Here is a 14,947-nt window from a genome sequence, read left to right on the forward strand (position 1 = left end):
TTTGGCCCCGGCTCGTCTTGAACCGGGGCCAAATTTTAGAGATTTTTACTTCTCTTCGTCTTCTTCCTTGGCCGTAACCACGAGAGTCTCGGTGGTCAGGATCAGGCTAGCGATCGAAGCGGCGTTAGCAAGAGCGGAGCGGGTGACCTTAACCGGGTCAATAACGCCCTGCTCGATCAGGTTGCCATAGGTGTCGTCGGCTGCGTTATAGCCTTCTTCTTCACCCATCTCGGAAACCTTGCTGACGATAACGTAGCCCGGCTTGCCGCCATTCTCGGCGATCCAGCGCAGCGGCTCGGCAATTGCCTTCTGCAGGATTGCGACGCCGTGCTTCTCGTCGTTATCGGCGACCTCTAGGTTATCGAGCGACGCAGCGGCGTGCACCAGAGCTGCGCCACCGCCAGCGACGATGCCTTCCTCGATAGCTGCACGAGTAGCCGAAACGGCGTCCTCGATGCGGTGCTTCTTCTCGTTGAGCTCAACCTCAGTTGCGGCGCCAACGCGAATGACGCAAACGCCACCGGCGAGCTTAGCGATGCGCTCGGCCAGCTTCTCGCGGTCCCACTCGGAATCGCTGTTAGCCGACTCAGCCTGCAGCTGAGCAACGCGAGCCTTCACGGCTTCTGCATCGCCAGCGCCGTCGACGATCGTGGTGCTGTCCTTGTCGACAACAACGCGACGTGCACGGCCGAGAACCTCAAGACCAACCTGGTCGAGCTTCAAGCCAACCTCGGACGAGACAACCTCGCCACCGGTCAGCACGGCCATGTCCTGCAGCATTGCCTTGCGACGATCGCCGAAGGCCGGGGCCTTGACTGCGACCGAGTTGAAGGTGCCGCGGATCTTGTTAACAACCAGGGTGCTCAGAGCTTCACCGTCGACGTCTTCGGCGATAACAACCAGAGAGCCGTTAGCGGCGATGACCTTCTCCAGCAGCGGCAGCAGATCGTTCATCGAGGAGATCTTGCCCTGGTGCAGCAGGATGTACGGGTCTTCGAGGACGGACTCCATGCGGTCCTGGTCAGTCACGAAGTAAGGCGAGATGTAGCCCTTGTCGAACTGCATGCCCTCGGTGAAATCGAGCTCGGTGCCGAAGGTCTGGGATTCCTCGACGGTGATCACGCCGTCCTTGCCAACCTTCTCGAAGGCCTGGGCGATGATGTCGCCGATTTCCTTGTCGCGGGAGCTGATGGTGGCGACCGAAGCCATGTCGTCGACCTTGTCGATCTGCTTGGCTACACCGTGCAGGTGGTCGATGACAGCCTTGGTGGCCTTCTCGATGCCGCGCTTCAGGCCGACTGGGCTGATGCCAGCGGCAACAGCGCGCAGGCCCTCGTTGACCATGGCCTGAGCCAGGACGGTGGCGGTGGTGGTGCCGTCGCCAGCGACGTCGTTGGTCTTGGTGGCAACTTCCTTGGTCAGCTGGGCGCCGAGGTTCTCGTACGGATCCTCCAGCTCAACTTCCTTGGCGACGGAAACACCGTCGTTGGTAATGGTCGGGGCGCCGAACTTCTTGTCTAGAACGACGTAGCGACCCTTGGGGCCGAGCGTCACCTTGACGGTGTTGGCTAGCGTGTCAACACCGCGCTCGAGGGCGCGCCTGGCCTCCTCGTCAAAAATAAGTTCCTTAGCCATAACTGCCTCTTCTAAAAAAGATTTACTTCTCTACGACCGCGAGGATGTCGCGGGTGTTCAGCAGCAGGTAGTCAGCGCCGTCGTAGTGAACCTCGGTGCCGCCGTACTTGCTGAAGATAACGACGTCGCCTTCCTTGACGTCCATAGCAATGCGCTCACCCTTGTCGTCGATGCGGCCTGGGCCAGTAGCAACGACCTTGCCTTCCTGCGGCTTTTCCTTGGCGCTGTCCGGGATGACCAGGCCAGAGGCGGTGGTGGTTTCGGCTTCCATTGGCTGTACGAGGACGCGGTCCTCAAGCGGCTTGATCGTGGTTGCCACGATTGCCCCTTTCTCTATAGATTCTCAAATCAATTGTCTTGTTGTTCTCGAGACGCCGTCGCGGTGCCATCTCAAGGATTAGCACCCGCTATCAACGAGTGCTAAAACAACCCTAGCCATCCATTGGCACTCGCACAACTCGAGTGCCAGTTTCTTTTATTCTCATAGCCTAATTACAGCTTTCGGCGGCTCCGCCTCCATCTCGAAGCAAAACTGGGCGCGCGCAGCATTCATCTGGCAACTGATCGCTATTGGCATCATGCTCCTGTTCATGCTTTTCGCCGCCTTGGGCATGTTCGGCACTGCCCAGTCTCTGCGCTAAAGCTTGCAGGCGAAGACGAAGTCGTCGTCGGTCATTGCGCCTAACTGGAAGGTTTTGACGCCGACGTTTTCGAAACCGTTCTTTGCATAGAACTTCCCTGCCCGGTGGTTGTGCTGGCTGGTGTTTAGCCACAGCACATCTGCACCGCGGGCGCGGGCTTCTTCTTTGGCGCGCTCAATTATTCGAGCCGCCAGCCCGCTCCTATGCAGGTGTTCGGCGACGTAACATTTGGAAATGTAGGCGGGCTTGTTTGCCTTGACCCCGAAGCTTGGGTCCGGCTTCGCTACTTCGCCGAACCACATGAGGATGTAGCCGGTTATCTCGTCATCTTCGGCGACGATGACGAGGGTGTCGGGGTCGGTTAGATACTTTTCGAAGTCTGCTACGCGCAGGTTCGCGTCAATGTAAGCCTGAATGTCCTCAACCACCGCAAAGTCTGGGCACGCGAGCGGAAATGTTGATTTAGCGAACTCGCTAACTCGTTTCGCGTCGCTAGGTTTTGCTAAACGGATTGAAGATTCATCGGCTGCACTCATGCTTCGATCTTATTTCTGGAGTGCCTCAACACAACTCGTGACCAAAACGAAAAAACGCCACCCGGGGTTCCGGGTGGCATTTCAAGGGTTGGAAGATCTACTTTAGCAGGCCCTCGAGCTCGCCGAGCATTGCTTCTATTTCGGCCTCGCGACGTTCGATCGGAACAAAACTCGCCACCCTCCCAGTCTGTAAACATGCCGAAGTTAACCCCTGCGCGAACCTGCGGCATGGAGAAGTTGACGACGATCTGGCGCCACTGCTGGACGGCACTAATGCCACATTAGACGCAGATTCCGCGCAGGATCATGTTCGAATACGCCTGACTTCCAGCGGGAGTTAGGTGAATGCCATCGTCAGCCAAATATTCGGGATGGTCCTTAGTCAAAGAAAACCAATCCAACAATCCGACGTTCGGATGCGATGAAACGTAGCTCCACAGGGCATCGTTGCTGGGATCCTGATGTGCCTGCGGAACCCGAAGCGTCAGAAAGTAGACCGGCAGACCGTTCGCGGAATCAACCAAACCTTGAAGCAGATCGTCGTCAAAGATCGGGCCATTGGTGCCCAATGCGTACACGACGACTTTGCCAGGGCTACCGTTCGCAACCGCCTGCTGGTAAACAGCGGGCCCCTCGAAGACGCTGCGGCTGACCTTTCCGTCCACGTACGAGTTCGGCAGCACCTCCTGCAGTTGGGGCTGGGCACCGAGCAAGACGGAATCGCCGACGAGGGTAACCGGGGTCTGGCATGTTCCTGTGGCCGAATCGATCTTCCAATCGGACGCGTCAAGCCCGCTAGGCACCTGAGCAGCTACCGGCTTGGGCGCAACCTCTGTAGGTGTCGGGATGGGAGTGGGGGTTGGGGTTGCGGCGAGTTCCGGCCGCAGCTCGATTGCCCTCTTCTCGGCCGCGCCCTTCCAGTCGATGCTGACGAAAGCGAATGCGAGCGTCAGCAAAGCGCAAACCACAATTGCAGAGATCCGGACCGTGGCGATTGATTTTGGTTTCTTAAACATGCCCTTGGGCCTCTCCATGAGCTGATAGAGCAACTCAGCTGCAACCAAGATGATCGCCGCGTGCAGCACTCGTTCTGGGATGCCGATGTCCGTTGTCCGGGTTGCTGGATTAAACATCAGCAAGATTGGGAAATGAACCAGATAGAGGGCGAACGAACGAGTGCCTAGGTAGCTTAGAGGTTCGAATGAGAGCGCCTTAGCAAACCACGTGTTCGGACTCAGGCAGGCCCACATTGCCACTGCCGAGACCAAAGCGAATAGCAGGTATCCTCCGTGCGGCAGCCACGACGCAGCGCCGTCGACGAGGAAGAAGGCCGCGATCAAAATGGCGACGGCGAGCAGACCCAGCATCGAGCGAAGCAAACCAGAGACCTTGCTGGACGCCAGATCTATCTTGTTAGCCTCCCTAACCTCGACTTTTCTGCACTGCCGGGGACCGATGATCGTCGCTAAGGTCACACCTACGAGGAACTCCCCCGCCCGCGTGTCCAGGCCGTAGTAGATGCGGCTGGTGGCGTCTTGGCCGGTAAGGCTGAGGCCAAACATAACTGCAAGCGAAGCGACTACCAGAGCCGAGCTTACTAATAGCCAGCCCCGCCTGGTCTTAACCCAATGCCTTGCCACGGCGAAGATCAGAGACCACACAACGAAGGCCTGCATAATCAGGCTGACGTACCAGAGATGCTTTAGCGGAGAAGGCAACCCAGCGTTATCGAAATACGAGACTTCGCGGAGTATGTAAGACCAGTTGCTGAAGAAGAATGCGCTAGGCGCCACATCAGATTGCGTCTTCGGCAGCAAAGATGGCGAGACCAGCCACGAGGCAATCATCGTTAAGACGATCAGCACCAGAATGCTCGGCCAGATCCGCTTCAGCCTTTGCCAAACGTACCCAAGCCAGCTGAAGGTTTTGTCTGCACGAAGCAGCGTCCTCATCGCGAAGTAGCCGGAGAGGACGAAGAAAATCGTGACGCCAATGAAGCCACCGCTCAAAGTAACGGGACGCGTATGGAATAGGATGACGCCAATGATCGCGAGCGCGCGCAACCCGTCCACCGCACCGAACCTGCCGGTAGCCGCGTTGGCTTGTTTTAGATTTTTGAAAACCTTAAACGTTGAATCTGAATTCAACGATATCCCCGTCCTGCATTACGTAGTCTTTGCCCTCCAGACGCATCTTTCCGGCAGCCTTAACCTCTTGCTCACTACCTAGCTCGACTAGATCGTCGTAGCTCATGACTTCAGCCTTAATGAAGCCCTTCTGGAAGTCGGTGTGAATGACGCCAGCGGCCTCAGGTGCGGTTGCGCCCTTGTGGATAGTCCAGGCGTGCGCTTCCTTCGGTCCTGCGGTCAGATAGCTTTGCAAGCCAAGAGTGTCGTAACCAACGCGAGCCAGCTTGTCGAGGCCCGGCTCCTCAACGCCTGACTCAGCCAAGAACTCACGACCCTCTTCCGGGCTCATCTCCACCAGTTCGGATTCGAACTTGGCGTCTAGGAAGATGGCCTCGGCGGGTGCGACGATATCGGCGAGCTTAGATTTCAGCTCCTCGTTGCCGAGTTCGTCTTGGTCGAGGTTGAAAACGTAAATGTAGGGCTTCGCGGTCAGCAGAAACAGATCGCGAAGTGGGTCAGGGTCGAGATCGGACTGGAAGATGCCCTTGCCCTCAGAGAGGATCTCGTACGCCTCCTGCCAGGCATCGTACTTGGGGCGCATCTCCTTTTTGATGCGCGCTTCCTTCTCGAGCTTGGGCATCGCCTTCTCCATTGTTTGAATGTCGGCGAGGATCAGCTCGGTGCGGATCGTGTCGATGTCGTTGCCCGGGTTTACTTCGCCATCGACGTGGGTGACGTCCGGGTCCTCGAAGACCCTGGTCACCTGGCAGATCGCATCCGCCTCGCGAATATTGGCGAGGAACTCGTTACCCATGCCCTCGCCCGTAGAAGCACCGCGGACGATACCCGCGATATCGACGAAACTAACTGTGGCGGGGATCGTCTTCTGCGATCCGTAGATTTCGGCCAGTTTATCCAGCCTCGGGTCTGGGACGCCGACCACACCAACGTTGGGCTCGATTGTCGCGAACGGGTAGTTCGCAGCCAGGACGTCGTTACGGGTAAGAGCGTTAAAAAGGGTCGATTTGCCGGCGTTCGGCAAGCCCACGATTCCGATAGTTAGTGCCACGGCGCATAAGTCTAGCCGAGATAACTGACAATGCCGGCTTCAGCTAGTTAAAACTTGCCACCGAGATGTCTCTAGCTAGGCGCTACAACAGCGCCACGCGTAGAGGGCGGGAAGCTGTTCGCCATCTAAGATGAAATAGCCGTATTCCTTGTCATCGCGCGGCGTCTTGTCTTTGCCGATGACGCAGGCAAGCCTAGAGATTAAGGGCGGAGCTCTTGCGCTCGTCTCTTCTAAACCAGGCCAACCGCGTAGAGATCGGGCAGCTTCTCACCGTCGAAAAGCAAGTAGCCGTATCCAACATCCCTCGGCTTTTCGTCGGTTCCGTAGGCGCACGCCACCCAGTGGTCCTCGCTGGATGCATTCGTCTTTTTACTGCTGCTGGACGGGAAACCGCCGTAGCTGAAGTAGTCGCGAGTGTCGATCTTGGCGTTCGATATCCCGATGCCATCGGCAAGCTTCAAACCGCAACCATATACATATAGCGATTTCTTGAATCGGGGATCGTACTTAATTGGCATGACGCGAGGAGCGCCCTCTCCCTTGTCAGTGCCCTCTTCCATGGACTGCGAAAGTTTGCTGCTGAATCTTGCGTCGTCGAGGTTGCCCGCCGAGATCTGTTCCAAAAGTTCGTGCGCTTCAGACGTCGTCGGCAACTTGATAGATTCTCCGTTCGGCAGATAAACCGTCGTGTTGTCGACGTCCTGGACGAAGGCTTCTCCGTCCCACGAGAGCACTGATTCGGCCTCTGCGCTGGCCTCCAGCAGATACATAGTGTCGGGAAGCGGGCCGTCGCCATTAGTGCGGACGCTTCCCCAACGCATCCTGATGCCACCGTCGGCCGGCTCCATCATTTTTAGATCGAATCTCGCCACGGGCGGAGCGGCCGTAAAGTTGCTTATTCCGATGTCGGAAAGCTTGCTACCGTCCGCACCGTAGACGGCTACGAATGTGGAGCCCGTCTCGGTGGTGCACTCGAACTGGATTGCCAGGTGGCTCTCGCCTTCGACGTCCACGGGGACGGAATGCTTGATTTCAACCCCGGAGTTTCCCTCCATGACGCCGTCTTTGAAGGTGCCCCGGTCGGAGATCGAGCTATCCATGGACTTCTGGAAATCTATGCACCCCTTAGGAAGAACCAGCTCGTGCTGGGTAACTTCCTTTAAGGAAAGCTGATCACCTTTCTCGGCCTCGGCCCTGGCCTTTGCCTCTTCTTTCACCTTTTCGTTATTAGAATCGGTCTTGGCCAGATCGAACTCGGAAAGACTACCTTTTGAATCGACTATGAAGATTCGCTGGCCATCTGTGACCCATGAGGTCAGCGAGGATCCTTCCGGAACATTGATCTGCCACAACTGAGAGTCGTCAGAAAGTTTATTGCTGGTCAGGCCATCTTCGGAGCCGAGGATGTAGGTTCCGTTAGACACGATCACGGACGGGCTGGTGGTCAAGAATCCGTTCAGTTTTAGATCGTCTTCGCTGATGTTCTTCTTCCACAGAACGTCGTAGTCCTTTGTGGCATACACCTCGAAACCGTCAACATGCAGCTCTATACCGCTCTCATCCAGCTCGTTGAGGGACGGTGGGGTCATGCTGTCATATGGATAGTTAGCGCTAGAGAAGCTATCCGGCTCGCCCGACAGCTCGCCTGTTTCAAGGTCGACGCTCTGGCCCGAGCAGCTGACGGAGGAATCGTTTAATTCGCAATCGCTTCCATCAACAACTTTGGTCCTCCAGCGGGCGATTGCGCCGTTGTCGTCCTTATCGACGGCGATCAGCTCGTCAGAAAAATAATCTTGTCCCCTGAAAACTCGAAGCTCTCCATTCTCAAGGAAAGGGCCGGACTCGAAGGGCACGATCTTAGGGGCGCTCCCGCCACGAGAAACGTCGACGATTTGCACCAGCCCAGGCGCTTTAGTCGAATCGTTCAGACCAGGACTGGCGGTCAGATATCCGATTGTCCCGACAACTAAACCCAAAATCAGGACGCCGACCAAAACCAGAGTGACTCTCAGGCCAGTTCTTTGACGTTTTCCCGAGACGTTGGAATTCTTTTTTACCCCTTGCTGATTCATGTGTTCATGCTAGCAACAGGTATGCGCCTTGCTGCGGCAGGTCGAAGATAGTTAGGACTGCACGGTTCTAACTGAGCTTTATGGCCGTGAATCGAGAATAAATACTTCCCAGTTGCCGCCTCGGTGAATAGCAGCGAGAAAGAGATCGGGGCGTCTCGCTTTCTCCCTGTATTAATGCCTAGACTGCAATTGGAAGCTACCGATTAAAGGGGCACTTAAAGTGACCGACCAATTCAATCCAGAAAACAACCGGTTCCAGCCCAACTCGAAGCGGGGCTACGACACCAATTCGAGCTACAGGCAGACCACATACCCGCAGGATAGTTTCTCCTCTCAGTATGGAAATACCGTCTCGCCGTACGCTCCGGACCATCCACAATCGACGACGGTCCTGATTCTGGGCATCATCAGCCTGATAATTTTCCAGCCGCTTGGCATCGTCACTCTGATAATAGGCAACAAAGCTCGAAAAGAGATCAGGCAGCATCCGGGCGCATACGGCAAGTCCACCATGCTGACCGTTGGCTGGGGGCTAGGCATCGCGGCGACGGTTCTGTTTTGCATCGGAATCGTGTTGTTAGTAATCACGATATTGCTGGCTATTAGCGGACCCATGGACTACTAAAACAGGGCAAGAAAATAAGACACAAAATAAATGTCGGCTGCGTTAGTAAACGCGGCCGACATTTTATCTACGAGCTTTTAACCCACCAAATAGGCCTTTGCGGCCTTGTTAAAGGAGATCAAGTCTGTGGTGGCGCACATCTCCCTAGCCGAATGCATGGAATGAATCGGCAGGCCAACGTCGACGGTGCTGATGCCCATCCTCGTCGCAACCAGCGGCCCAATGGTCGTGCCGCCCGGAATGTTGTTGTTATTGACGTAGTTCTGGCTAGGCACCCCGGCCGCGTCGCATGCACGCTTCCAGAAAGGTCCGGAGGCTGAGTCAGTTGCGTATTTGCCGGCCGCGCTGATCTTCATGGCCGGCCCGTAACCCAGGGACGGGTAGCAGCGCGGGTCGTAGTGATCGGCCTTGGTGGCGTTGAGACCGTGGGTGACGTCTGCCGAGACGCAGGTTGCGCGCTGCAGCCAGGCCAGGTGCTCGCCGGTGTCGAGGCCCATCGCGAAGCTGAGTCGAGTCAGAATATCGGAAAGGAAGGATCCGGAGGCGCCCTCGGTGGTGGCGGAGCCGATCTCTTCGTGGTTGAACGCGGCAAAGACCTGAACGTGCTCGGTGGGACGGGCTTCGAGCATCGCCAGCAACGCGGGGTAAGTGCTGGCCAGGTTGTCCAGTCGGTAGGAAGCGAAGAATTGGTCGCGGCTACCGTAAATAGCGGGTTTTTCGCTGGGCACTGCGAATAGGTCTGCGCCCGCGACCTCGCTAGGTAACACGCCGGCAAGGTCTAATAAGTATTCAGACAGCGGCTCGTCCGCATCCGCGATCGAGAATAGCGGCAGCAGATCATTCTGCTTGTCGAGTTTGAATTCGGTTGCCCTACCCCGGTCCAGGTGCGGCGCCAGCGACGATAGCCGCAGGATCGGATCCGTGTTCAGCAGATAGATCTTGCCCTGCTTGTCGACGATTCGTCCCGCTACGCGTAGTTCTCGATCGAACCAAGTGTTCAGCAGGGGGCCGCCGTAAACCTCGACGTCCACCAGTCGATGACCCGAACGAGCGAAATCGAAGTCGGGCTTGATCTGAAGAGCCGGGGAGTCTGTGTGCACACCAAGGATTCGCAGACCGCTCGATTCTGTCAGGCGCTGAGGCATCCGCCAGGCCAAAATAGCTCCGCCACGAACGACGAAGTGGGCGCCGACGACGTCGTCCCAAGGCTTCGTCTCGTCGAGCGACGTGAAGCCTGCGCTCCTGAGCATCTCAGCGGCATTCAGCGCCGCGTGATAAGCCGTCGGGGATGCCTCGATGTATTCACTAAATGTCTTCAACCATGTTCGCGTGCTCACAGCGCCCAAGCCTAGTCATTTTTTGTCAGTGGCGAGTGATTGACTCTCTACCATGAACACCACGCAAGTAATCATCGTCGCGCTGATCGCCATGATCTGCGTCCTTCTCGGGTTGTTTCTGGGGTCAAGGCGGCAGCAAAACCCCGCGCCGCAAACACCCCAGCTGGAGCCCGTGACGGCATATCTGAACCGGCTCAACGATCAGCTGAAAGCGGTCGAGAAACAGCAGGCAAGCTTCGGCGCTCAGCTGTCAGAACAGGTGCGGACGGTGGTTTCCACCAACGAAAATCTGCGCCGCGAGACAGGGGCACTTTCGAACGCCCTGCGCAAGCCGCAGGTGCGCGGTCAATGGGGAGAACTGCAGCTCAAACGAGTGGTCGAACTCGCGGGGATGGTCGATCACTGCAATTTTTACACGCAAGACAGCGTTTCGACGGTTGACGGCAGGCTTCGTCCAGACATGAAGGTGCTGCTCGGCGACGGCAAGTTCGTTTATGTCGATGCCAAAACTCCGTTGACTTCTTTCTTGGATGCTCAACTTTCAGAGGACGAGGCGGCGAAGGCCAGGCTTTTGGCGCAGTTCGGCAACGCGGTGCGTAGCCACGTAGACCAGCTGTCGGCTAAAAGATATTGGCGCCTGGACGCGAATAGTCCGGAGTTCGTGGTGCTTTTCTTACCTTCCGAGGCGCTCGCCGCGGAGGCGCTGAGCCAGCAGCCAGATCTCATCGAATACGCCGCTGAAAGGGACGTGATTTTAGCTTCCCCCACCACACTGATCGCGATGTTGAGGGCGGTCTCTTACGGCTGGAAGCAGGCCGCATTGGCGGATAGCGCGCGAGAAGTTTTCGAGACCGGGCGCGAACTTTACGATCGCCTAGGCACTCTTTCCAATCACCTAGTCAAGCTCGGCAAATCCCTCACCACGTCGGTAAAAAGCTACAACGATGCCATCGGCTCTCTGGAATCCAGGGTTTTGGTCACCGCCAGGAAGTTCAATGAGATGAAGCTTGCGGATTCCGGCTTGGAGGGCCCGCAGGCGCTAACGGCTTCCGCCAGGCAGCCGCAGGCGTCCGAGCTGACTAGTGATTCTTCCGACTAGCCACCTGAGCCTCGGCATCCGCTGCGCTGCGTCGGGTGCGAAGCTGCGGAGGCAGCGAGAAGCTCATCTGCTCGTCGACTAGCTGCTCTTCGGTGGCCTGCGGATAGCCGAGTTCGGCGAGCCGCTCGATGACGCCCTGCACTAACTCCTCAGGCACGGAAGCGCCGGAGGTCAGCCCCACGGTCTCGACTCCTTCCAGCCAAGACGGGTCGATCTCCTCGGCGTAATCGACTCGTTCGGCCCGCTTCGCTCCAGCTTCCGCGGCGACCTCGACGAGCCGCACCGAGTTGGACGAGTTGGCGGAACCAACCACAATCACCAGGTCGGACTCAGCAGCGATCTCCTTGATCGCTGCCTGCCGGTTGGAGGTTGCGTAGCAGATATCGTCGGAGGGCGGGTCCAACAGCTGCGGGTACTTTTCCCTGAGTTTTTGGACGGTCTGACTGGTTTCGTCGACGCTTAGCGTCGTCTGGCTGAGCCAAGCGACCTGCTGATCGGTGGGCACGTCCAGGCCGTCCACCTCGTCGGGATGCTGAACCAGAGTGATGTTTTCAGGCGCCTCGCCTTGGGTGCCCTCGACCTCTTCGTGACCCTCGTGGCCGATAAGCAGAATGGGTAAGCCCTGCTTCGCGAAACGACGAGCCTCGTTGTGCACCTTGGTGACTAGAGGACAGGTCGCGTCGATGGTGCGAAGGTTTCGGCTCTTCGCCTCTTCCCTAACCGCGGGGGAAACTCCGTGCGCGGAGAAGATAACCAACTCACCAGTTGGCACCTCGTCTAGCTCGTCAACGAAGATGGCACCCTTTTCTTCCAGGGTCTTGACGACGTGCAAGTTATGAACGATCTGTTTGCGCACGTAAACGGGCGCGCCGTACTTCTGCAGGGCACGGTGAACCGTCACCACAGCCCTATCCACTCCCGCGCAGTAGCCACGCGGTGCGGCCACAATCACTCTCTTCGTCATCAGACCTCCTAGCAAGCCAGTCTAGGAAACCCGTTCAAAATGCGCGAAAGTCGAAGCAGAAAATTGTCAGTGCCGGCATCTAAAGTAGACAACGTGAATCAGAACATGCCGCAATCTCGCCCGCTCGCCGATGTCGTACGCGATGTTAAAAGTTGGGTCGAGCGCTGCGGCTGGGTCTGGGTCGAGGGCCAGATCATCGAGCTGAACCGTCGCACCGGAAGGCAGTTCTTCACTCTTCGAGATCGCGATCAGGAGATTTCCGCACGGCTCAGTTGCCAGGCGCACGTGCTGGACGCGGCCGGTCCGTTGACGGTCAACACGCAGGTCATCGCCGAGGTCCATCCGACGGTCTGGCAGAAGAACTCGAGCCTAAGTTTTGAGTGCCGGAGTCTACGGATAGTCGGCGAGGGCCAGCTGCTTGCCCAACTCGAGGCGCTCAAACGAAAGTTGCAGGCCGAGGGACTTTTCGACCCGATTCGCAAGAAAAAACTGCCGTTTTTACCCGGCAAGATCGGCTTGATCACGGGTGCCGACAGCGCGGCTCAGAGGGACGTGCTCCGAAACGTTGAATTGCGTTGGCCGCTGGCCGAGTTCAGGGTGATTAACACGCTCGTCCAGGGTCCGCAGGCCGCAGGGCAAGTCATAGCGGCTTTGAAAGAATTGGACGCCGATCCTCAGGTCGAGGTGATCATCATCGCCCGTGGGGGCGGATCGCTAGAAGACCTGCTGCCGTTCAGCGACGAGGGCCTGGTGCGTGCAGCCGCCGCGGCTAAAACCCCGATCATCAGCGCGATCGGGCACGAACCGGACACCCCGATTCTGGACCTGGTAGCCGACGTAAGGGCGTCGACGCCAACCGCCGCCGCGAAGATCGTCGTGCCAATAGCTGCCGAGGAGTTGGCTAATTTAGAGGCCACCAAGATACGCGCAAGGAATGCGATCACCAATCGCATCTCGAAGGAGCAAGAGGCGCTGACCTGGTTACGTTCTCGGCCGGTCTTGAAAGACCCTTCCGCAGCCCTTTGCGTTCACGCCGAAAAGATCGCAGAGCTTCGTCGCAGGCTGGGGCTATCGACACAGCTAAAGATCCGCGAAGAGAACGCATTCTTATCCAATGCTCTCGCCCGCATCAGGGCGATGTCCCCCAAAGCCACCCTCGAGCGCGGCTACGCCATTATTGCCGACGACGAGGGCGTTTCGGTCACGTCCGTCAGCGACGTCGAACCTGGCGATCAACTACAGATTTACCTCAGCGACGGGCAACTGTTCGCCGAGGTTGACGCAATAGAAGAATAGGAGCCCGCATGAGCGAAGAAGACGGCAAGCAGAAACCCACTTACGAGCAGGCGCGCACGCGGCTGGAGGAGATCGTGACTCGCCTGGAGTCCGGCGGCGCTCCCCTAGCCGAGTCCATGAAGCTTTGGGAGGCGGGCGAGAAGCTCGCCGCCTACTGCCAGCAGTTCCTAGACTCCGCGAAAGAGAAGATCGAGGCCTCCAAGCAGACCGAGAGCTAGAAATCCTCGAGCAGGTCGGTCACGAGAGCGGCGATGTCCGAACGTTCCGAACGGGTCAGCGTCACGTGGGCGAAGAGCGGGTTGCCCTTGAGCCTTTCAACTACAGCCGCGATGCCGTCGTATCGTCCAACCCTTAGGTTGTCGCGCTGTGCAACGTCGTGAGTCAACACAACCCGAGAGTTCTGCCCGATTCGGCTGAGAACGGTCAGCAGCACGTTCCGTTCGAGGGATTGGGCTTCGTCGACGATCACGAACGCGTCGTGCAGTGAGCGCCCACGGATGTGGGTTAGCGGCAGCACTTCGATCATTTCGCGGTCCAGCAACTCGTCGATGACGAACTTATTTGTGACTGAACTGAGAGTGTCGAAAACCGCCTGCCCCCAGGGCGACATCTTCTCGGTCTCGGTGCCCGGCAGATAGCCGAGCTCCTGGCCGCCCACCGCATACATCGGGCGAAAAACCATGACCTTCTCGAACTGGTGCTGCTCCATGACCAACTCCAGCCCCGCGCATAGCGCCAGCGCGGACTTACCGGTTCCGGCCCTGCCACCGAGGCTGATGATTCCGACGCTCGGATCCAAAAGAAGATCCAGCGCGACACGCTGCTCCGCGCTCCTGCCATGAATGCCGAACGCCTCCAGATCGCTGCGGACGAGCTTCACTTTTCCTTCGCCGACGTTCCTGCCCAACGCGCTTGATCCAGGCGCGTGAAGCACGAATCCGGTGTTTATCGGATGCTCCTTGGCGGGTTCGAGATCCGCCTTGCCGGCCTCGAATAACTCGTCCATCTGCGCGAAAGTTACGTCGAGCTCCGCCATGCCGGTCCAGCCGGAATCTGCGACCTGCTCGTTCAGGTATTCCTGGGCCTCGATGCCCATGGCCGCCGCTTTCACTCGCATCGGCAGGTCTTTGCTAACGACAATGACGTCTGCACCCTCGGCTTTGTAATTGAGCGCGACGGAAAGAATTCTCGTGTCGTTATCGCCAAGCCTGAAGCCCTCCGGCATTCTCGCCTGGCTCGTGTGGTTTAACTCGACGTGCAGGATGCCGCCTTCGTCGTTGACTGGGATTGGCTGATCGAGCCTGCCGTGTTTGGTTCTTAGTTCGTCCAGAAGTCGCAGCGCTCCCCGGGCGAAATAGCCAAGATCGGGGTGATGACGCTTACCCTCAAGCTCCGAGATAACCACGATCGGCAACACGACGTGGTGTTCTGCGAACCTGGTGATAGCCCTCGGGTCGCTCAGTAGGACGGATGTATCTATTACGTAGGTCTTAACGCCCATAACTTGAACTTACCGAGGCCTGGCCAAGTGCGCTTACGTTATG

The 14,947-nt window shown here is 57.7% G+C and carries 13 protein-coding genes; 4 read left to right on the plus strand and 9 right to left on the minus strand.

Annotated elements, in window-relative coordinates; genetic code table 11:
• Nucleotides 1-45 precede the first annotated feature (45 nt).
• The 6 genes from groL to HMPREF1255_RS04485 form a co-directional block, all read right to left on the minus strand.
• Nucleotides 46-1,635 carry a chaperonin GroEL gene (gene groL / locus HMPREF1255_RS04460; RefSeq protein WP_024111188.1) on the minus strand — a complete coding sequence of 530 codons (1,590 nt, stop codon included), beginning with the start codon at nucleotides 1,633-1,635 and terminating at the stop codon, nucleotides 46-48.
• Between the two features lie 22 nt (nucleotides 1,636-1,657).
• Nucleotides 1,658-1,954 (minus strand): co-chaperone GroES, encoded by a 297-nt coding sequence (gene groES, locus HMPREF1255_RS04465; protein ID WP_016455418.1) that lies wholly within the window; start codon nucleotides 1,952-1,954, stop codon nucleotides 1,658-1,660.
• A 318-nt stretch (nucleotides 1,955-2,272) separates the two neighbouring features.
• Nucleotides 2,273-2,812, minus strand: a complete 540-nt coding sequence (locus HMPREF1255_RS04470) for a GNAT family N-acetyltransferase (protein ID WP_024111240.1) — start codon at nucleotides 2,810-2,812, stop codon at nucleotides 2,273-2,275.
• Between the two features lie 281 nt (nucleotides 2,813-3,093).
• Complete coding sequence (locus HMPREF1255_RS04475; protein ID WP_024111099.1) at nucleotides 3,094-4,959, minus strand: acyltransferase family protein; 1,866 nt, start codon at nucleotides 4,957-4,959, stop codon at nucleotides 3,094-3,096.
• Complete coding sequence (gene ychF, locus HMPREF1255_RS04480; RefSeq protein ID WP_024111147.1) at nucleotides 4,937-6,010, minus strand: redox-regulated ATPase YchF; 1,074 nt, start codon at nucleotides 6,008-6,010, stop codon at nucleotides 4,937-4,939. The genes HMPREF1255_RS04475 and ychF overlap by 23 nt, the downstream gene beginning before the upstream one ends.
• Nucleotides 6,011-6,240: 230 nt before the next feature.
• Entirely contained in the window at nucleotides 6,241-8,082 is a 1,842-nt protein-coding gene (locus HMPREF1255_RS04485; protein WP_024111249.1) for a hypothetical protein, read from the minus strand.
• A gap of 220 nt (nucleotides 8,083-8,302) precedes the next feature.
• Between HMPREF1255_RS04485 and HMPREF1255_RS09390 the strand changes: the two genes are divergently transcribed.
• Nucleotides 8,303-8,707, plus strand: coding sequence for a DUF4190 domain-containing protein (locus HMPREF1255_RS09390; RefSeq protein WP_024111195.1), 405 nt, complete (start codon nucleotides 8,303-8,305; stop codon nucleotides 8,705-8,707).
• A gap of 77 nt (nucleotides 8,708-8,784) precedes the next feature.
• Here the strand turns inward: HMPREF1255_RS09390 and HMPREF1255_RS04495 are convergent, their stop codons facing one another.
• A complete protein-coding gene (locus tag HMPREF1255_RS04495; protein WP_024111044.1) occupies nucleotides 8,785-10,044 on the minus strand; it encodes a M18 family aminopeptidase in 1,260 nt (419 codons plus the stop codon).
• Nucleotides 10,045-10,096: 52 nt separating this feature from the next.
• Between HMPREF1255_RS04495 and HMPREF1255_RS04500 the strand changes: the two genes are divergently transcribed.
• Entirely contained in the window at nucleotides 10,097-11,143 is a 1,047-nt protein-coding gene (locus HMPREF1255_RS04500) for a DNA recombination protein RmuC (protein ID WP_016455410.1), read from the plus strand.
• On the opposite strand, the gene HMPREF1255_RS04505 is transcribed toward HMPREF1255_RS04500, so the two are convergent.
• Nucleotides 11,124-12,107: a 4-hydroxy-3-methylbut-2-enyl diphosphate reductase gene (locus tag HMPREF1255_RS04505; RefSeq protein WP_016455409.1), complete on the minus strand. Its 984-nt coding sequence runs from the start codon at nucleotides 12,105-12,107 to the stop codon at nucleotides 11,124-11,126. The genes HMPREF1255_RS04500 and HMPREF1255_RS04505 overlap by 20 nt on opposite strands.
• A gap of 105 nt (nucleotides 12,108-12,212) precedes the next feature.
• On the opposite strand from HMPREF1255_RS04505, the gene xseA reads away from it, so the two are divergent.
• Both xseA and HMPREF1255_RS04515 read left to right on the plus strand, forming a co-directional pair.
• Complete coding sequence (gene xseA / locus HMPREF1255_RS04510; protein WP_036917301.1) at nucleotides 12,213-13,403, plus strand: exodeoxyribonuclease VII large subunit; 1,191 nt, start codon at nucleotides 12,213-12,215, stop codon at nucleotides 13,401-13,403.
• An 8-nt stretch (nucleotides 13,404-13,411) separates the two neighbouring features.
• On the plus strand, nucleotides 13,412-13,621 hold the full coding sequence (locus HMPREF1255_RS04515) for an exodeoxyribonuclease VII small subunit (RefSeq protein ID WP_016455407.1): 210 nt from the start codon (nucleotides 13,412-13,414) through the stop codon (nucleotides 13,619-13,621).
• Here the strand turns inward: HMPREF1255_RS04515 and HMPREF1255_RS04520 are convergent.
• Nucleotides 13,618-14,904 (minus strand): PhoH family protein, encoded by a 1,287-nt coding sequence (locus HMPREF1255_RS04520; RefSeq protein ID WP_024111091.1) that lies wholly within the window; start codon nucleotides 14,902-14,904, stop codon nucleotides 13,618-13,620. The two genes, HMPREF1255_RS04515 and HMPREF1255_RS04520, sit on opposite strands and share 4 nt — an antisense overlap.
• Nucleotides 14,905-14,947 lie beyond the last annotated feature (43 nt).

Origin of the sequence: Propionimicrobium sp. BV2F7 (genome assembly GCF_000510445.1) — a bacterium.
Lineage (GTDB): Bacteria > Actinomycetota > Actinomycetes > Propionibacteriales > Propionibacteriaceae > Propionimicrobium > Propionimicrobium lymphophilum.